At 54.4% G+C, this 18942-nt stretch carries 16 protein-coding genes and 1 pseudogene; 6 read left to right on the top strand and 11 right to left on the bottom strand.

From position 1 onward, the window contains the following. Positions 1-4: 4 nt before the first annotated feature. From cysG to KT71_RS21340, 6 genes are all read right to left on the bottom strand, one after another. The gene (cysG, locus tag KT71_RS09610) at positions 5-1387 is read right to left on the bottom strand and encodes a siroheme synthase CysG (RefSeq protein ID WP_008295607.1); all 1383 of its coding nucleotides are present in this window, start codon (positions 1385-1387) and stop codon (positions 5-7) included. 10 nt (positions 1388-1397) lie between these two features. Next, complete coding sequence (gene serS / locus KT71_RS09605) at positions 1398-2699, bottom strand: serine--tRNA ligase (RefSeq protein WP_008295608.1); 1302 nt, start codon at positions 2697-2699, stop codon at positions 1398-1400. A 28-nt stretch (positions 2700-2727) separates the two neighbouring features. Beyond that, on the bottom strand, positions 2728-3105 hold the full coding sequence (crcB, locus tag KT71_RS09600) for a fluoride efflux transporter CrcB (RefSeq protein ID WP_008295609.1): 378 nt from the start codon (positions 3103-3105) through the stop codon (positions 2728-2730). A gap of 127 nt (positions 3106-3232) precedes the next feature. Next, a complete protein-coding gene (locus tag KT71_RS09595) occupies positions 3233-4201 on the bottom strand; it encodes a replication-associated recombination protein A (protein ID WP_008295610.1) in 969 nt (322 codons plus the stop codon). Between the two features lie 413 nt (positions 4202-4614). After that, positions 4615-5043 (bottom strand): hypothetical protein, encoded by a 429-nt coding sequence (locus KT71_RS09590; RefSeq protein ID WP_023659542.1) that lies wholly within the window; start codon positions 5041-5043, stop codon positions 4615-4617. Positions 5044-5192: 149 nt separating this feature from the next. Beyond that, positions 5193-5699 carry an HNH endonuclease gene (locus KT71_RS21340; protein ID WP_169729149.1) on the bottom strand — a complete coding sequence of 169 codons (507 nt, stop codon included), beginning with the start codon at positions 5697-5699 and terminating at the stop codon, positions 5193-5195. A gap of 160 nt (positions 5700-5859) precedes the next feature. On the opposite strand from KT71_RS21340, the gene tnpA reads away from it, so the two are divergent. From tnpA to KT71_RS09560, 6 genes are all read left to right on the top strand, one after another. Beyond that, on the top strand, positions 5860-6189 hold the full coding sequence (gene tnpA, locus KT71_RS09585; protein WP_152025207.1) for an IS66 family insertion sequence element accessory protein TnpA: 330 nt from the start codon (positions 5860-5862) through the stop codon (positions 6187-6189). Then, positions 6186-6542 carry an IS66 family insertion sequence element accessory protein TnpB gene (tnpB, locus tag KT71_RS09580; RefSeq protein WP_008295613.1) on the top strand — a complete coding sequence of 119 codons (357 nt, stop codon included), beginning with the start codon at positions 6186-6188 and terminating at the stop codon, positions 6540-6542. The genes tnpA and tnpB overlap by 4 nt, the downstream gene beginning before the upstream one ends. A gap of 55 nt (positions 6543-6597) precedes the next feature. Next, positions 6598-8136 carry an IS66 family transposase gene (gene tnpC / locus KT71_RS09575; protein ID WP_008295614.1) on the top strand — a complete coding sequence of 513 codons (1539 nt, stop codon included), beginning with the start codon at positions 6598-6600 and terminating at the stop codon, positions 8134-8136. 83 nt (positions 8137-8219) lie between these two features. Then, the gene (locus KT71_RS09570) at positions 8220-10094 is read left to right on the top strand and encodes a copper resistance system multicopper oxidase (RefSeq protein WP_023659540.1); all 1875 of its coding nucleotides are present in this window, start codon (positions 8220-8222) and stop codon (positions 10092-10094) included. Further along, positions 10087-10851 carry a copper resistance protein B gene (locus tag KT71_RS09565; RefSeq protein ID WP_023659539.1) on the top strand — a complete coding sequence of 255 codons (765 nt, stop codon included), beginning with the start codon at positions 10087-10089 and terminating at the stop codon, positions 10849-10851. The genes KT71_RS09570 and KT71_RS09565 overlap by 8 nt, the downstream gene beginning before the upstream one ends. A 39-nt stretch (positions 10852-10890) precedes the next feature. Next, a complete protein-coding gene (locus KT71_RS09560) occupies positions 10891-11364 on the top strand; it encodes a DUF2231 domain-containing protein (protein WP_008295617.1) in 474 nt (157 codons plus the stop codon). Positions 11365-11657: 293 nt separating this feature from the next. On the opposite strand, the gene KT71_RS09555 is transcribed toward KT71_RS09560, so the two are convergent. The 5 genes and pseudogenes from KT71_RS09555 to KT71_RS09535 all read right to left on the bottom strand — a co-directional run bounded on the left by KT71_RS09555 (position 11658) and on the right by KT71_RS09535 (position 18875). Next, positions 11658-11990: a YnfA family protein gene (locus KT71_RS09555; protein ID WP_008295618.1), complete on the bottom strand. Its 333-nt coding sequence runs from the start codon at positions 11988-11990 to the stop codon at positions 11658-11660. Between the two features lie 218 nt (positions 11991-12208). Continuing rightward, positions 12209-12508: pseudogene (locus tag KT71_RS20065) on the bottom strand (c-type cytochrome); the annotation flags it as partial. Positions 12509-12856: 348 nt separating this feature from the next. Then, on the bottom strand, positions 12857-14047 hold the full coding sequence (locus KT71_RS09545; RefSeq protein WP_008295619.1) for a GIY-YIG nuclease family protein: 1191 nt from the start codon (positions 14045-14047) through the stop codon (positions 12857-12859). After that, positions 14037-16094 carry a DEAD/DEAH box helicase gene (locus tag KT71_RS09540; RefSeq protein ID WP_008295621.1) on the bottom strand — a complete coding sequence of 686 codons (2058 nt, stop codon included), beginning with the start codon at positions 16092-16094 and terminating at the stop codon, positions 14037-14039. The genes KT71_RS09545 and KT71_RS09540 overlap by 11 nt, the downstream gene beginning before the upstream one ends. Before the next feature lie 3 nt (positions 16095-16097). Beyond that, positions 16098-18875, bottom strand: a complete 2778-nt coding sequence (locus KT71_RS09535) for a class I SAM-dependent DNA methyltransferase (protein WP_023659536.1) — start codon at positions 18873-18875, stop codon at positions 16098-16100. Positions 18876-18942 lie beyond the last annotated feature (67 nt).

Here is an 18942-nt window from a genome sequence, read left to right as displayed (position 1 = left end):
AGACTCAGCCACTGCCGTACCACCGCAAACGGTCGGCGAGAAGGACCACCTTCCCTACGATGATCAGGGTGGGCGCCTTAGGCTTGGCACTTTCCACGAGGGATTCGATACTCTCCAGGGTGCCGCTCAAGAGCCGCTGCCGGGGCGAGGTCGCTCGTTCAATAAGCGCCACAGGGGTATCCCCGGGGCGCCCGTGGGCGATCAGCTGGGCGCAGATTATCGGCAGGCCCACCAGCCCCATGTAAAAAACCAGGGTTTCGGTTTCGCTGAGGAACTCATTCCAGCGATGGTGAAGTTCACCGTCCTTGGTATGACCCGTCACAAAGCGCACGGACTGGGCATAGTCCCGGTGCGTCAGGGGAATGCCTGCGTAGCAGGCAGCGGCGTTCCCCGCGGTAATGCCCGGCACTACCTGAAAGGGAATGTTTTTCTTTGCAAGAAGCTCAATCTCTTCCCCCCCACGACCAAAGACAAACGGATCGCCTCCCTTGAGACGGGCGACCTGCTTGCCTTCCAGAGCAAGCTCCACAAGGAGTTCGTTGATGCGTTCCTGGGGAACGCTGTGCTCCGATCGCCGTTTGCCCACATAGAGTTTGTCGGCGTCCCGACGGGCCATGGCCACGATGTCGGGATTGACCAGGCGGTCGTGGAGAACGACATCGGCACGCTGGAGAAGCCGCAAGGCCTTAAAGGTCATAAGCTCGGGATCGCCGGGACCGGCACCGATCAGATAAACCTCGCCGACGGTGGCGGCCCTGTGGTTGTCGAGAAGCTCTGCAAGCGCCTGCTCGGCGGCCTGCCATCGGTTACTCAGAATCAGCTGGGCGATGGGGCCGTTGATTATCTGCTCCCAGATTCGCCGGCGATCGTTCTCGCTTTCGCCGGTTTCCCGGATTCGGTGCCGATGTAACTTTGCGAAACGGGCGATATCCGCCGTAGCCGCCGGCAGCATTGCCTCAATACGGCTACGCACGGAGCGGGCCAGCACGGGGCTGGCACCACTGCTGCTGATGGCAACGGTCAGCGGTGAGCGATCAACGATGGCAGGAAAAATAAAGCTGCAAAGATCCGGAGAATCCACCACGTTAACCGGTATGCCCCGCATCGTCGCCTCTCGGTGCACGGACTCGTTCACCTTTCTGTCAGGCGTAGCCGCAATCACCATGATGGCCGTGGCAAGATCGCCATCGGCATATTCCCGTGCATGCCACAGGAGCTTGTGCTCTTCGGCAAGGGACCTGAATTGCGCGTCCTGCTCCGGCGCAATAACCGTCAGCTGTGCGCCAGCGCCAAGAAGGAACCGCGCCTTGCGGGCCCCTACGACCCCTGCCCCCACCAGAACCACGGGTTGATCCCGCAGGCGCAGGTTGATGGGGAGAAAGTCCACAGGTCTCGCCCTAGGCTCTCGCGATTTCCGTCTGCCCACCCATGTAGGATTGCAGCGCCCGGGGTATGGCAATGCTACCGTCCTCGCGCTGATAGTTCTCCATTACCGCAACGAGGGTTCTCCCTACCGCCAGGGCGGAGCCGTTGAGCGTGTGGAGCAGCTCAGGCTTTCCTGTTTCCGGGTTTCTCCACCGGGCCTGCATGCGCCGGGCCTGGTAATCGCCAAAGAGACTGCAGGAGGAAATCTCCCGGTATTTATCCTGCCCCGGAAGCCAGACCTCCAGGTCGTAGGTTTTACGTGCAGAAAAGCCCATATCGCCGCCACAGAGCAGCATTTTTCGATAGGGCAACTCAAGGCGCTGGAGCACGGTTTCTGCCTGGCCCGTGAGTGCCTCCAGGGCTTCCTCGGACTGCGACGGCCGCGTGAGATACACCAGTTCGACTTTCTCAAACTGATGCTGGCGAATCATGCCCCGGGTATCGCGCCCGTAGCTACCGGCCTCACTGCGAAAACAGGGACTGTGACAGGCAAAACGAATGCCCGCCTCGCCCAATTCTGCGTCTTCAAAGATGCGCCCCCGGGCAATGTTGGTCACGGGAACTTCCGCCGTAGGAATCAGGTAGTAACCCTGATCGCCCTCAAGACGGAACAAATCCTCGGCAAACTTCGGCAGCTGCCCGGTCCCCCGCAGCGAGTCGCTGTTCACGATGTAGGGAACGTTGAGCTCGGTGCAGCCGTATTCCCGCGTGTGCAAATCCAGCATAAACTGAATCAGGGCGCGGTGAAGCTGCGCCAGGGGACCGCTGATAACGGTAAACCGTGATCCTGTGATCTTGCCACCCATTTCACTGTCCAGGCCGCCCAGGGCTTCGCCAAGGTCCACATGATCTTTTACTGCAAAGTCAAAACCTGGGAGCTCACCCCACTGTGCGACGACAGCATTGTCCTCCTCATCGGTTCCGGCGGGGACGTCGGCGTCGGGCAGATTCGGAACGCTGTGAAGAAAGGCTTCTAATTCGGATTGCACGACCCTTGCTTCCGACTCAGCCTGATCCAGTTGCGCGGCAATTTCTTTGAGGGTTGCGTCGACGGATGCCTTGGCCTCGTCCACGCTCATACCGCTTCCTACCAACTGGCCGATTTTTTTACTGGCGCTTTTGCGTTCCGCCTGCAATTGCTGACTGGTCACATCCGCAGTTTTGCGGCGGGCATCCAGGGCCTCAAAAGCGGCGGTGTCGAAAACAAAGCCACGCTTTTCTAATGCGCTGACAACCCCTTCGGGGTCTTTTCTGATTTCTTTGATATCAAGCATGGTCCTGCCTAGATCCTGTGTATGCAGCTCAAGCTAGCAAGCTGCGGGTCAAATAAATCCCTACCGCGGCCGCGGCGATGCAAGACGCCACGCTGGCCAGCGCGTAGCCCGCTGCCATAGCCGGGTGCCCCTGCAGCCATAACTCTACGGTTTCCAGGGAGAAGGTCGAAAAGGTGGTAAATGCACCCAGAAAGCCCACCATCAATACGCTGCGCCAGTCGGGGTGCACCGCTGCTCGCTCAAGAAGCACAAACATTACGCCGATGCACAGGGAACCACTGACATTGATGAACAGCGTGCCCAGGGGCCAGGCGTGACTCCACAGCCTGTGCACGTGAAATGACAGCCCATAGCGCGCGAGGGCACCGCAGGCACCTCCGAGCGCAATAAAGATCAGCTGCTGCATTGTCCCTGCCTGCAGAAAAGCGCGGATTGTAAAGGGTTTGCGGGACTGCGTTAAGGGTCGCCGTTCAGCCCTGCCCCCTTGGGATCACGCAGGCGGCTCTCGGATTTGGCATCACGCCGCGATTGCTTCAGGAATAACGCCGGCGACTGGCCAGACGATCCCGCACCCGTAGATCATGGAGCCGCGCTTTAATACGCCCTTCAAGGCCCCGGTCCGTGGGTTCGTAAAAGCGCGAGCCGTGGAGAGATTCGGGAAAATAACTCTCCCCCGCGGCAAAAGCGTCGGTTTCATCATGAGCATAGCGGTAGTCGGCGCCGTGCCCCTCAGCCTTAGCCAGCTTGGTGGGAGCATTTCGAAGATGAATGGGCACCTCGTCCGAGCCCCCTTCAGCGACAGCCCGTTGCGCGGCCTTGAAGGCCGTATAAACAGCATTACTCTTGGGTACTGAGGCTAGGTAGGTGATCGCCTGGGCGAGAGCCAGCTCTCCCTCAGGGCTTCCCAGGCGCTCCAGGGTTTGCCAGGCATCCAGGGACAGACTGAGGGCCCGGGGATCGGCATTACCGATGTCCTCGCTCGCCATACGGATCACCCGCCGGGCGAGGTACAGAGAATCGCAACCCCCGTCGAGCATCCGGCAATACCAGTACAGGGCCGCATCCGGCGAGCTTCCCCGCACGGCTTTATGCAGCGCAGAGATCTGATCGTAGAAATTGTCTCCGTTTTTATCAAAGCGCCGGGGCGAGCCACGCAGCACTTCCTCAAAACCGGCTTCGTCCAGACGCCCGTCTTCACCGCTGAGACTCATCGCGAGTTCCAGAAGATTCAGGGCACGACGGGCGTCTCCGTCAGCAGCCAGGGCAATACCTTCGCGCTGGGCCTCCGTGAGCGTGAGAGAAAGCTGCGCTTCGCCCCGCCGGAGAATCATCCCAAGCTCCTGTGCGGTCAGGGAATGGAGCCGATAGACCCGCGCCCGGGACAGTAGAGCGGAGTTCAGCTCAAAGGCGGGATTCTCCGTGGTTGCCCCGATGAGTATCAGGGTGCCGTTTTCCACAAAGGGTAAAAAAGCATCCTGCTGGGACTTGTTGAAGCGGTGCACCTCGTCCCCGGATTATAGCGCACTAAAACGTTGTAATCTTAAGCAGTGAGTGAGTGAAATTAAGAGTTTTAATGGAGATGGCGGTAATATCTTTGTGCACTTGGCAAAAAACGAACACAACGTTTCTAACAACTTAATGTTTGCGTCGATTTCACTAACGAAACCACAACGAAGTTGGTCTAATGCTAATGAACACAGTAGATGTTTTACTAGGTGGACCCGCTTTAGTAAAAGGACGCTGCGGCATATTTGCCAGCATCCGTCGCCTGCATGAAGCAGAGCGCTTCGCGGAAAGTTGAGAACTGTAGCGCGTTACAGTTTTGCTTTGCCGACTTCAGGAAACTACCAGCATTGGCTTCTGCGTCTAGTACTCTTGTTCTGCCGCCCCCTGCTGCAAGACCTAAAACACGTTATTAGTATTCGCCCCACCCAGACTCTATATCATCCTCTAAGGCGGCGGAGTACGTGCCTATTTCAGTATCGGCTTCATTCCTAAAAGCGTATTCGTAGGCTCGCATTTGGTCCACGATGTCGTCCGCCGCCTGTTGAGCGGTTTCGCCCTCCCGTTCTTGCCACTCCACATCCAACGTGCTTTCTTCCTCAATGCACAACATTTCAGCGAAGGCCATCGCGTCTCTGGTCAACAAAGCCCAAAGGCCATCAGCGCGTTTTACGGAAATAGTCGCGTCTCCCCTCCGCAAAAAGTCCCTCGCTTCCTTCAAGGCTGCCGCATAAGTGCTGAAAAAAAGAATAGGCGTCGACTCAAAACCAGCCGGCACGTTGCACTCTGCCAACTCCTCAGCCGTTCGCGTTGAATTAAAACCGTTTTTGCTGCTCGTCACTGCGCTGCCCTCTGGGACTCCGCTAGCCTAGCCCCACCAGTGCACCCAACGGGGCTCTCTGATGCAAGCCCCAAACGTTAGATTAATATTTTCGTGTATTTGACCGACCTTCTTATCCAAACCTCTTATCCCACTAGCAAACTGCAGACCTAGTGCGAAAGCAGCTTAATCGTTGTTGAGGCATGATGCTTACCGACATTGCACTCTCGGCAAGTAGTCTGAAGGTTTTCAAGGCAAGTCTGCCCTCCGGCTTCCCAGGCGATTTTGTGGTCTGCTTCCAGCCAGCTTCCGGCTCGTTCTACTTCTACCCGCGGGCGTAAACAGATCTGGCAAGTGTAGTCATCTCTTTCGAACGTTAATGATCTCAGGCGAGGCGGGGCGTTTCTAGATGCGTACACTCGATCCTTGATTTTTAAAAACAAGGCACGTTTATCCCACGCTTCTTGAATGCCCTGGATCTTTCTCTCGTTTTTAACTTTGACGAGATCTAAAAAGCACGATGGAACCTGAATAGTCCTAAAGATTGGAGTGACCTTAGTTCTTAAACCCTGCGGTTCCTCACACCCTACACACAGTTCTGCCTTCCGTCGATCATGCTCAAGTTCATCGTATCCGTGTCGGTAACGGTCTCCCTTACGTGCACACTTTGTATACATCTCCCACCGCTCCGCATCTGAGCACATGCGATGTATCTCGATGTACCGAAGTCTATGTACTAACGCGCAATGTGAGATGTAGGTAAGCGCTCCATAAAGTGCATTCTATTCGCCTAGCCTGAAGCCTGCCATGCTCGTGTTTTCCAAAACGGAGCACACCATGGCCACCAAGCCCATCACAAAACGTCAGCGTTACTGGCTTGTTCATCTGAAAAACGCCGCATCCAGCGGTGGCTCACTCGTCGCCTACGCTAAGGCGAACGACCTAAAGCCCAAAGACCTTTACGTCTGGAAAACACAATTAATCAAGCTCGGGCATCTGCCTGCATCCGGCAAACGTGCAGGTTCCCAGTTTGTCCCTGTTGTTCCCGTCTCCAATGCCACGTCTGTCACGCTCGTCATGCCCAACGGTTTCCGCCTCCAGCTGTCCGGAGGCATTGACCGTGCTCTACTGCAAGACTTGGTGGCTGTTGCACAGCAAACCCCATGATACGCCCTGGTGCTGATGCGCGCATTCATTTGTACCGCGAGGCTGTGGATATGCGTAAATCCATTAACGGGCTAGTCGCCATCGTCGAAGCCGAGATGGCCCTCGATCCCTTCAGTGCCCAGCTGTTTATCTTTTGTAATCGACAGCGCACGCTGATCAAGATGGTCGCCTGGGAAGGCAACGGTTTTGCACTGCTCATGAAGCGGCTGGATAAATCGCGCTTCCAATGGCCGACGGCATTGCCACTGTCAGTGGTTGAGCTCAACACGCAACAAATTGACTGGCTACTGGCCGGCTATAATCTCACCGTGATGCAAGGCCACGATCGTCTGCCACATCATCGCGTCTTGTAGGGTTTTTACTGGTGTTGTTGTGTTTCAAAAAACTCACCAGCGGTATAATCCAATAATGGATAAATCTGCCATTCCTGCCGACTACGAAGCACTGCGCGAGCTGTACACCACACAGCAAGCGCAGATGACGCAGCTTCAGGAATTTGTGCAGAGTTTGCTTGAGCAAATCCGACTGTCGCGCCACCAGCACTTCGGCGCGCGCAGCGAGGCATTCAATGTCGACCAATTGTCGCTGCTAACGGCTGACGACATCACAACGTCTTCTGGTTCAGATAATGCAGATAGCAATGACCCTGCTAAAGACGATGATGGCATTGACGTACCAGCCCATCGCCGCAAGCGTGGTAAACGTAAAGCGCTACCGCCGGATCTGCCGCGCATTAACATTGTGCATACGCTCGAAGGTGAGGCCTGCCAGTGTGAGCAGTGCAATAGCATCATGAGCCCGATCAGTGAGCGTATCTACGAACAGCTGGATCTGATTCCGGCCACCGTTCAGGTAATGCGCAATATCAAAACGGTCTATGGCTGCTCGCAGTGCGAGGGCCAGATCAAAACAGCGCCCATGCCGCCGCAGATACTACCTAAGTGTATGGCATCCCCCGGCACACTGGCCCATATCGTAACGGCGAAGTTTGTGGATAGTCTGCCGCTGTATCGGCAGGAGAAGCAATTCCAGCGGATGGGCATCGATTTACCCCGCTCAACCATGGCCCATTGGATGATCAAGGCCGGCGATGCCATTGTACCGCTCGTCAACCTGCTCAATGAGCGAATGCTCTCCGGTCACTACATCGGCATGGATGAAACCACGATTCAGGTGCTCAAAGAGCTGGGTAAAAAGGCCCAGAGCAAATCCTATTTGTGGGTGCGCAAAGGCGGGCCACCGGGCCATCCGATTGTGTTGTATGACTACGATCCGAGCCGGAGCCAGGCCGTTCCAGTGCGCTTGTTGGATGGCTTTGCGGGTTATCTACAAGCCGATGGCTATGAAGGCTATGGCAAGGTGTGCTCGAATGGTCAGGTCACACGAGTGGGCTGCATGGCCCATGCCCGACGCAAGTTCGATGAGGCGGTAAAGTCACAGCTTAAGCCTGATCCGCACTCACTGCCCGGCATCGCTTTGAAGAAGATCAAGGCGCTGTACCGTATTGAGCGCGAAGCCGCTGACCTCACTAGCGATGAACGCAGAACAAAACGCCAGCAAGAAGCCGTTCCTTTGCTCAACGACTTGCGCCAATGGCTGGACGAACATCTGCCCTTGGTGCCAAAGCAGTCGGCCCTGGGTAAGGCGTTGAATTATCTGCACAAGCAGTGGCCGACGTTAATCGTCTATACCGAGCAGGGTGATCTGAGAATTGACAACAATCAGGTCGAGAATGCAGTGCGCCCCTTCGTGGTGGGGCGCAAGAACTATTTGTTCTGCGACAGCGTGGCCGGTGCCAAAGCGACCGCAAACCTATACAGCCTCATTGAAACGGCTAAAGCCAATGGCATCGAGCCCTACCGCTACTTGAGGCATGTGTTTACAGAACTGCCAAAGGCGACTAGTCTGGAAGATTTTGAAGCGCTGTTACCACATCGGATGGGGTAGACATTGCGCTTACCAATTATGTTGATGTTGGGAGCCTTAAAGGCACGATTGACAATGGGTGAAATAAGGACAAGGGAGAGAAAATGATCAGTATGAAAGAGCGTGGGATATCCAGAAGAGGTTTGTTGAAGCAGGTTGGAGCGACCGGATCGTTACTTGGATTACACTCACTCGTACCTGCATTTGCTGGCGAGGTGTTGGGATTGAAACCTTATGTAGGTGTAGATCCAATTGATCTTGATATAACCCGGCAGCCTCTCGATATCGGCGGCCTGATGGGTGACACGATCACAATCAATGGCTCTATCCCTGGTCCACTGCTCCGCTTTAAAGAAGGCCAGGACGCTGTTATGCGCGTGACCAATCGGTTGGACGTGGACACATCCATTCATTGGCACGGTCTTCTTGTACCCCCAGAGATGGACGGCGTGCCTGGTGTGAGCTTTGCCGGTATTAGGCCAGGCGAAACGTTTCGATATGCGTTTCCTCTCAAACAAAGCGGTACTTACTGGTACCACAGTCATTCAGGATTACAGGAGCAGCAGGGTCACTATGGACCCTTGATCATTGACCCTATCGAGCCGGAACCGTTTCGCTACGACCGTGAGTACGTGGTTATGTTGTCGGATTGGACGTTTGAGAAGCCGATGGCGGTTCTGAAGAATCTTATGAAACAGAGTGACTATTACAATTATCAACGGCGTACCGTTCCGGAGCTGTTCAACGATGCCGAGAAGAACGGTTGGAGTGCAACGATACGTGAACGCATGATCTGGGCTCGCTCGCGCATGGCGCCCACGGACATTGCCGACGTCAGTGCCGCCACCTACACCTACTTGATGAACGGGATGGCGCCCCAGTCAAACTGGACCGGACTGTTTCGGCGCGGTGAGCGTATTCGTCTGCGCTTTATCAATGGTGCAGCGATGAGCTATTTTGACGTCCGCATCCCGGGTCTCAAGATGACGGTTGTGCAGGCCGATGGACAGAACGTCCAGCCCGTAGCGGTGGACGAATTCCGCATCGGCGTCGCGGAGACCTATGACGTGATCGTCGAGCCGCGGGACGAAGCAGCCTACACTATTTTCGCCGCGTCGATGGGCCGCAGCGGCTATGCACGCGGTACGCTGGCCTCAAGTGCTGGGCTTGAAGCACCAATCCCGTCGCTAGGTGCGCCGCCTCTTCGCACGATGAAGGACATGGGTATGGGCGCTATGAATATGCCAGGTATGAGCAACACTGCAGACATGCCAGATGGAAAGGAAAGCGCGCCTGGTAATGCCATGCCCGGTATGGATATGAAAGGCGGCATGAAGTTGGATGCTATGGCGTCAGATGCGAAGACGATGGCTGCAATGGACATGAATAACGAAAACGCCATGCGCAGCTCGACGCCACCGACGCCGGTAAAACACGGCCCAGACCATCACGGTAGGGGCAATACAATGGTGGCGGCGTTTCCGAGTAATCGCCTCGACGAACCCGGTGATGGCCTGGAAAACAACGGGCGTCGGGTGCTGGTCTACACCGACCTGCGAAGTCTCGCGCCTTATCCGGATCAGCGACCACCCGAACGTGAAGTCGAACTGCATTTGACTGGCGTTATGGACCGGTACATGTGGTCCTTCGATGGCAAGAAATTTTCCGAGGTCGACGGGCCGATTCAGTTTGAGTACGGCGAAAGGCTGCGGCTGGTTCTGGTGAACGACACCATGATGGAGCATCCGATTCATTTACACGGCATGTGGATGGAGCTCGAGAACGGCGCGGGTGAATTCAGGCCGCGCAAGCACACGCTAAACATAAAGCCCGGCGAGCGATTAACCGCATTGATCAACGCGGATGCACGGGGCAATTGGGCGTTTCATTGCCATCTTCTCTATCACATGGATATGGGGATGTTCCGCGTGGTGACCGTTGTCGACCGAGCAGACAAAGGAGTTGGCAATCATGGATAGACAACAATGTGTAGCCTGGTCACTCGTCCATGTCATTGCTACTGGAATTTTGATCAGTTTGAGTCCCATGGCTTTCGCCGAGGAACCCGGCTGGCCGGAACCCGTCGAAGATAATCCAAAGGCAGGAATGTTTCTTGTTGACCAATTCGAATACCGGGACAACGAGGGTGCGGACACATTGCGGTGGGATACCCAGGGTTGGTACGGCACGGGTTTTAACAAGCTTTGGGTGAAGTTTGAAGGTGACGACGAGACGTCTTCCAGCGCGGGTGAGTTAGAGCTTCAGGCGCTGTACAGCCGCATGATTGCACCGTTTTGGGACTTGCAAGTTGGTTTGCGACACGACCGAGTTTACGGGCCTGGACTCGATCAGGATCGCAGCTTTGCGGTGCTGGGCGTCCAGGGTTTGGCACCTTATCGGTTTGAAGTCGAACCGGCGTTATTTGTCAGCAATGATGGCGATGTCTCGGCCCGCTTGGTCGCGACCTACGATCTATTGTTTTCCCAGCGTTTGATATTACAACCCCGTTTTGAAACTAATATTGCCGCGAACAACGCCCCGGCCTTCGGAGTGGGCAGCGGTCTCAACGATGTGCAACTCGGCGTGCGATTGCGTTACGAATTCCGCCGTGAATTCGCGCCCTATGTTGGCGTGAGCTGGAAACGACAGTACGGCAACACGGCCGATATGACACGCGCGGAAGGGGGCGATATCGATAATTTGGCAGTCGTCGCCGGTGTTCGGTTTTGGTTTTAAATCGCACAGCCCAATAAGAACGAGTCAGGAGCGAATCCAATGCTACCCATTGAACAGTTTCATCCTTTAGCGGTCCATTTTCCCATCGTATTCACGCTGTTGCTGGCTGTTTTTGATTGCGGCGCAATGCTATGGGGGAAATCCATTGGTGGTCGCACAGTCATAGGCAACGTGTCAGCAGGTATCGCACTGTGTGCAGGCGTCTCTGCGGCGATCGCGTTTGTATTTGGTGATCTCGCCTTGGACGTCGCGTTGGCCAAGGGCACGCCACTATCGGTACTCGAAACCCATGAGGAGCTCGGCCGTATTACGGCTGGAGTGCTCGTTTTTTGGTCGATTGTCAGATCGATCATATGGTGGCGAGATACAACTCTATCCAGAACCTTAAGTTGGACTGTCGTAGCCATCGAGCTTGCCCTGGCCGGGCTTATTGTAGCGACGGCGTATTTCGGGGGTCAGCTCGTTTATGAATTCGGAATCGGCGTCACCACAGGAGGCGCTCGAACGCCGTGATGGACAGGCGTTGTTGGTGATGCCGAATGTAATGGATCGGAGCTGATCATCACTTCTGATGTATCCAAAGCCTGGCAGATCGCCCATGGTGGCTTAGGCGCAGTCACTTAGATGTTTGAGGTGTTGATGGGTACTATGGGGGCGCGCGCGATGGCGAACCATGCCCTGTATGGTGGTGCTGTTCGGTATCGCCGTCGTGCCACTGGGCGTGACAGCATCTATTTCATCATCATCCAGCCGATCGTTATCGGTTTACAACGCCGAGAGCATCCAATCTGGCAGTGGACACAGTCTCATTGGCTATGCCAGCCGGACGCGATAATGGCCATCCCCATTAACGCGACACTCGCTCCCAGCCAATCTGTTCTGGTCAAGTCGACCCCGTCTACCACCCTGAGCCAAACTAAGGCCGTGGCAACGTAAACACCGCCGTAGGCTGCGTAAACACGACCTGCGGCGCTTGGGTGCAAGGAAAGCAACCAGGCAAACAATGCCAGACTGATAGCAGCGGGTAACAACACCCAGACCGGTGCAGATTTTTTGAGCCACAGGTAAGGCAAGTAACAACCGACAATCTCGGCGATGGCGGTGACGACAAAAAGAGCAAGCGTAGTTAGAATTTGCATCAGGCACCCCTGCTGATTTGTCGCGAGAAAAAACGTACCTCTCGAATCATAATATATGAAGAGATTGATAATGGGTTTGATTTATTTCATGAAAATCTAATCTGACTTTGTCGCGCTTTTTTCAAATTGAATGAGTAGCTTAGCCCGACATACAATATGTGAGCCAGGTACTGGGAATAGAGAAATTACGTGCTGGAGAATTGTCAGATCGAGAGTGTTCAATGATCGTCTTTCGGACCAGTTTTTCCACGAGCCGTCAATATCTGATACTGGGCTTCGGAAAGTTCTGGCAGGCGCTGCAAGAAAGCCACCATGTTCCATATACGCTCGTCGCTGTGCGATGGTCCCCAGGCAGGCATGCCCGAGGCCTTGATACCGTGTTTAATAATCCAGAATTGTCGCTTGGTGGCCGCGTTACTATTTTCTGAGCCATTGGTATGCTCGTGCTCATGTTCATCACCAGCTAGTGCGAGATTGGGCGGTGCCGGATACAGCCCCAGAGTGAAATCGCTTTCAGATGTAGGCGATGAATCTTAAATTATATTGGTCTGAGTTTAGGCCCTTTGGTCCTGTCGCAAGATATTGCCAACCCGGGTATGTGCGATTCGAATCTGCGATGGCACAAAGCAGCTGTTCGATGTCAAACTCGATGTGCAGACTATTCGTACCGCTGATGTTTTTGAGATATCGAGAAACTGGCATTTCCGTAGGTTCCTTTGACTGCAGAACCAATACCATTAGTCCAAAATTCGCTAATTTGCCAGCTGCTAGGACTTCCTATTTTCGAAGCGTCGAGAACACCCATGAACCTTAAGCAAATTCAATTGTGATTTTGTATGCTCAATATGCAGTGCCGATTCCCTAAGTTATAACTTGAGCAGCGCAGCCGTCGCTGGGTCGTAGACGTAGTCTTGAATCGTTTTGTCTTTAATCCTTTCAACAGCCTCATCGATGACGAACAGCGGCACCATAAACCACTCCCGCGGTTCCACCGGATTGCCGAAACGGTCAGTGATCGTTATGTCTAATCGTGCAGGGCCGAAGATTCTGTGCAGCAGGTTTTCGAGTTTGACGCGATTAATGTTGAAGAGGTCGTATGTAGCTACGATGTCCACATCCGCCATCAAGAAGGTTGGCTGTAGGCGAGCGCCGGCTATCCTCCTCTTCACGTCGAGATTGGTAACTCCGATCTTGTGAATGAGATCGCGATTTTCATCGACGATGGGCAGGTCTGACCGACTTCGAAGTACATAGATTGTACCGCTGGACTCATCGCCATCGACAGGGTTGTCGGTGAACAGCGGCCCTGCGTCGGACTCGGTAATCCGGCGTCCAGCCTCATCCTTGTTGAGCGCCCGCTGCAATGACCGCATGAGCATGTTGCTCTCAGTACCGTTGTCAAAGATCACCCGCAAGCGAGCATCGGTTCGTCCTTGGTCTGTGAGCGTGAGCTCACCCATCTCGGCGACGTAGGCCTTCTGCCCACCGACGATGAAGAGACGACCCTCCTCGATCTCTGCCTTTAGTTCGAAGGGGCGAGTCGAACGTACGCCCGCATCCAGTTCCTCTTGCACTCGTTCGAAGATGGGCTTAAAAAGATCAAAGTCCTCACAACGGTTTCGCCGGGCTATTTCCTCGGCGGCCTTCTTTTCTACTGACGACCTTACGTGCTTGAGTTCGGTAATCGGCGCCGCGGCCTGCTCAACCCCGAGTTCGGCGAGCAAGGCGTCATCGTCAAGATCATTCTCATCCTCGCAGGACGGCTTGCTGGTCGCTCCCAGCAATGATTGATGGTCCATGGCCTCGACCAAATTTCGGCACTCTTCGAGGGCTCGAATGCGGTCAAGTCGCACGGCGTAGAGTCGCTCGAAGATATCCCGATCCTCACCGTGCTGCGGCGCTCGACCGTGCTCTTCCGCGAATCGCTGTATCTCCTCGAAGCCTGCGATGATTCTCTCTTCACGAGGCGTTCGCGCGAGGACCTGCTTTTTCTCGGCCTCGACGCCAAGCTCAGCTAGGAGCGCGTCATCCTCATCGGTGAATGTCTTACCCACCATGCGCCTCCTGCTTCATCCGAGCCAGGAAAGCCACACCCTCTGCCATTCTTCGCTCCCATGCGTCGGGGGAGGTAATGTCCGGTAGCCTACCGCGCTCCTGCTTGAACTTAAGGGCTCGTCTCGCGAGATCTCGGGCCTCCTCCGGAGTCAGCTGAACTCGCTTCGCAGAAATGATTGCGGCAACCTGCTTCAGGCTGTCTTCCGTCATAGCCTTCGCAAGAACTGCGTATGCTTCGGAGAAAGGGTTGATTCGATCGATCAGGTCGATATCCAGATCACGCACATCCATCGCGAACTTGCGCACTCCATCGATCAGAGCTGTATTTGCGCCCGGTTCGTTATCATCACTCTCGATGCCAAGTGCAGCTTCTTTTGCTTTCTGAGTCAGATTTAGCGCCGCGACAGCATGCTGGCGAACCGCTTCCTTGTCTTCGTCGTCAAGCTCTGGGTAGCGCTCCTTGATGATCTTGCCCATGCGTACCTGAGTCAGTTCTTCAGGTACTAGCTCCTCGTCAAACAGACCGCGCTCAACCGTTGTCTTGTCCTGCACAAAACTCGCAATAACCTCGTTAAGATCCTCCTCGCAAATACGGCTCGCCTCCTCGCTCTTCGGTTCAGTAAGACCCTTGATCTCAACCTGGTATTGCCCTGTCTCTTCGTTCACGCCGACGTTGCACTTATCCGGGTCATATCCGCCCTCACCGTAGTCATATCCTTCCGTCGGACCACTGTCTGCGTGCTTCGGTGTGAAGTTGAATCGTGGCGCAAGCACCTGCTCCATGAGCAGGCTCGCCGCTATCGCCTTCAGCGTGTCATTCACCGCTTCAGTCACGGCACTCTCGGAGGCATCCGGTTCCGCAATGAGATTGGTGAACCGCGCGGCCGTCTTACCGGGCGCGTCCCTAGTCGCGCGCCCGATGATCTGAACGATCTCGGTAAGGCTCGCACGATATCCGACGGTCAAAGCGTGCTCACACCAGACCCAGTCAAAGCCCTCTTTAGCCATGCCCAGGGCAATGATGATGTCGACATAGTCGCGGTTGCTCTTCTGTGACGGATCTTTGAGTGCGGCCGACACCCTGTCCCGTTTGGCGGGCTCATCATCAACCAGGTCGGCGATTCGAAGAATCCGACCATCCAGCGATTTCACCAGCTGGAAGCCCGTGACGTCATCCGTGCCCTGCCAAACACCCAGCTCATCGATGATGTGTTCAACTTCCCGGTGCTTGTCTTTCGTGCTCTCACGGGAGTTCACGCTGGGAATGTGAATTATCGTTTTCTCCGTCGGATCCAAGACTTTCAGGATGTCATCGGCATACGGTCCGGAGTAGAAGAAGTAGCCTATGTCGAGCGTCTTCAAATATCTGTAGCCATTAAGCTGCTCATAATAAGTATAGGTCACGGATTCGAATCGGGCCTCGTCGTGAGGCAACAGTACCGGCTCAGCGTCTCCGCGGAAGTAGGATCCGGTCATTGCCACCACGTGTACTTTGTCCCGAGCGATGAGCTGCGTTAGGTGCGAGCCGAGCCTGTTCTCCGGGTTGGCGGAAACATGGTGAAACTCGTCGATTGCGATCAGACGATCGTCGAAGACTGCAACGCCGAACTTCTCAACGGCAAACCGAAAGGTCGCATGCGTACACACCAGAGCCTCGTGTTCACCATCGAGGAAGGCTTTGACAGAGTTGACTTTACCGCCGTCGCTGCCAGGTGCATTGCAGAGGTTCCACTTGGGCTCCACCTTCCAGTCAGCCCAGAACCCGAAGTCGCTGAGAGGCTCATCATGAAAGCTGGCGCCGATCGATTTCTCTGGGACTACAATCACGACCTGCTTCAGCCCCTGATTGCGCAGCTTGTCCAACGCGATGAACATGAGCGCCCTACTCTTGCCGGACGCGGGGGGAGACTTGATCAGAAGATATTGCTCTCCGCGCTTTTCGAAGGCACGCTCCTGCATCGGCCTCATGCCCAGCTCATTCGACTTCGTAGAGGTGCCGTTTTGAGCATAGGCGACAGAAACTGCCGGAACTAATTCATTTTTGCTCATAGATCAGGATTTCTCTTTTTTACTGACGCGCTTCTTCTGCTCATCTTCAAACATCCCTTTATACAGATCGAATAACTTCTCAAGTCGTTCTGTATCATTCCTAAATCGCCGACCGATATAAATGCGCTCCAGCACTTCATCATTACGATCATGCGCGGCACGCAGCGCCGAGGGCATTTTTTCAGGATCATAAAGATCGGCGATCGTGGACGGGAAATGTGCTTCACGCGCTAAAAGAATGTCTTCAGCGCAGCGGGTGAGATCTCGCTTATTCTTTTCGGTTAGAGCGGGAATTGGAAAAGTGTTCCAACCGAGCGTGTTCGAGTAGCTAAAGTCGGTACGCATCCGCACACACACAGTCCCAACCCAAACCCAGTGTAGCCGAGATGCAATTAAAGCCATATTCCACAGTGGGGCATCGTAAATTGCAAATGCCTTCGCATAAATTATCGCATCGCGGGCAAGGATCCCTACGGGCAAATAAGGCCGTCTTTCAGAGCTTACCGCCGGAATGATTATGCTATGGGTCTTCGCTACGCCCTGGATCTGTCGAAACTTATATGGCCATTCTGCGTATTGCCGAGTTGATGCGGCCTGGCTTGCGAGACGCATTTGCCTAACGCCATCAATCCTAGCTTTTATGCACTTTATCGACTGCGCCTCTTCAACACTGTCCTCGTCAATCCAGATGCAGTATCGATAGTTACCTCGAATGTATTCTGCGGAACCAAAAAAACGTCGAATAAACTTCTGCTTCTGAAGGCTCGAAAGCTGCATCGCTTCGAGATCCGATGCATCCAAAAGTAAATTTCCGCCGTCGGTCGGCTTATTTCCCCAGACCATTATCGCTTGGCCACATTTTGGCCTACTTTCCGGCTCAACTATTATGGTCGGGCCCGCTACCAGATAGGCATTGATACTCGGCACCTCGTTGCAGATGGTCTCCTGCTGCGCGTCTGGTGAATAGATCTTTTTGGTTGAACCCACATTTTGAGACAAGCCAACGATCACAACAGTGACACCAGCATTATGACTCGCCAAATTGGCCCATTTAAAGGATGTATGAGCAAAGCTGATTCTAAAACCCTTACCAAAAATAAGCGGCCAGAGAATGGGGACTTGTTGACCTTGGCACACTGATTTCGTTGACACAAAGGCAATGCTCGTTGGCGTTCGCTCGCCGAAATCAACAGCCTTAATCAACCAACATGCTACATAGTCGAGGGACCTCCAGCTGCTCGTTCTATGAGCGAGAAGCGCCTCAAGCTCTCCTTTTTGATCTTTGGACTGCCAAGTAGACCCGACATAAGGCGGGTTGCCACAAATATAGGTTTCACCGCCTTGATTCTCGAAATCTATTTCAGCCTGATCGAGTGGCGCACTGAACAAGTCGTCACCTTGTAGCTGCACCGCCTCACCCGTTGGCGGACATACACTAAGCCAATCGGTGTGAAGCGCGTTTCCGCAGGTAATCCAATTCATAGACTCGAGCGGAAGAAAATCCCGTAGGGCGTCCTGCTGACCGCGATACAGCACGTCACACTGGTATTCGGCAATGATCAATGCAAGCCGCGCGATCTCCGCCGGAAAATCGCGTAGTTCTATCCCGCGGAAGTTCGTCAGCGGGATCACCGAGCGCAATTCCGCCTCTCCGCGACGCTCATTGATGACCGCCTCGATCGCTCGCATCTCCTTGTAGGCGATCACCAGAAAATTTCCGGAGCCGCATGCCGGATCGAACACGCGAATCTTCGACATCCGATTGCGTAGATTCAGCAGTTTGCGTGAATTATCGCCCGCCTCCTGCAGCTTCTCACGTAGCTCGTCGAGGAAGAGCGGGTTGAGCACCTTCAATATGTTCGGGACCGACGTGTAGTGCATGCCCAACGCCCCACGCTCATCGTCATCTGCTACCGCTTGGATCATTGACCCGAAGATGTCTGGGTTGATCTTCTTCCAGTCAAGGCTACCGATGTGTAGCAGGTAGCTGCGCGCTATCTTCGTGAACACAGGCACGTCTGTGGAGCCCGAAAATAGCCCGCCGTTGACATATGGAAAGCGGTCGGCCCGAGGTCTGAAGCCTCTCTCGGCAGGATCTGCCGACTTGGTATTCATGGCCCGAAAGATCTCGCCGATCACTTTATGAGTGTTCGAGCTATCGCGATCGCTCATTTGCTCAATCGTCGACGTGAACAAATCTTCCCCGTCAAAAATGCTGGTGTCTTCTGCGAAGAAGCAGAAGATCAACCTGGCCAGGAAATGATTCATCTCATGGCGACGATCGGCGCCGCCCCACTCTGGATTGGACCTAAGTAGCTCAATGTAAAGCTTGTTGAGACGACCCGTCGCCTTGATATCGAAGGCGCTTTCGCGAACTTGTTTTACTGTGCTGATGCCAGCGAGGGGAAGAAAAAAACCAAAGTGATCTGCAAAATCAGGATAGTCGCAAGCGATTGTCTCGCCAGACCTGAGATCCTCAGCTTCTAGCCAAGAACCGTCGGTAGCCAAAATGAACTTCGCTCGCGCTTTTGAGGTTGCCGGGCTTTGCTTAAGTTGAGAAAGAGTCTCGCTCACAGAGCCGTGGAGACACGGTTTTATATGTATGTTATTGGTCTGGAGCACGCCGCCAATATCAGACTTGTTGGACGAGCCCGACTGTAGTCGTTTAACGGTAGTGGGTTTGTTGCCGAATGCCTCCAAAAACTGAAACGGAAATGCTTCAGCATCAAATGGGGCCATCGCCAAACTTGATACCGCTTCCTCAATTTCTACTGCGTTCATGAAGCTCCTCGGGATAGAACTCGTATTCGTATAGACCAATCAAAGGGGCTTTGTCCCTGAAATCATG

Origin of the sequence: Congregibacter litoralis KT71, from assembly GCF_000153125.2 — a bacterium.
Classification (GTDB): Bacteria; Pseudomonadota; Gammaproteobacteria; order Pseudomonadales; family Halieaceae; genus Congregibacter; species Congregibacter litoralis.
Note: the sequence above shows the minus strand (reverse complement) of the source record. Positions and strands in the feature narration are given on the sequence as shown.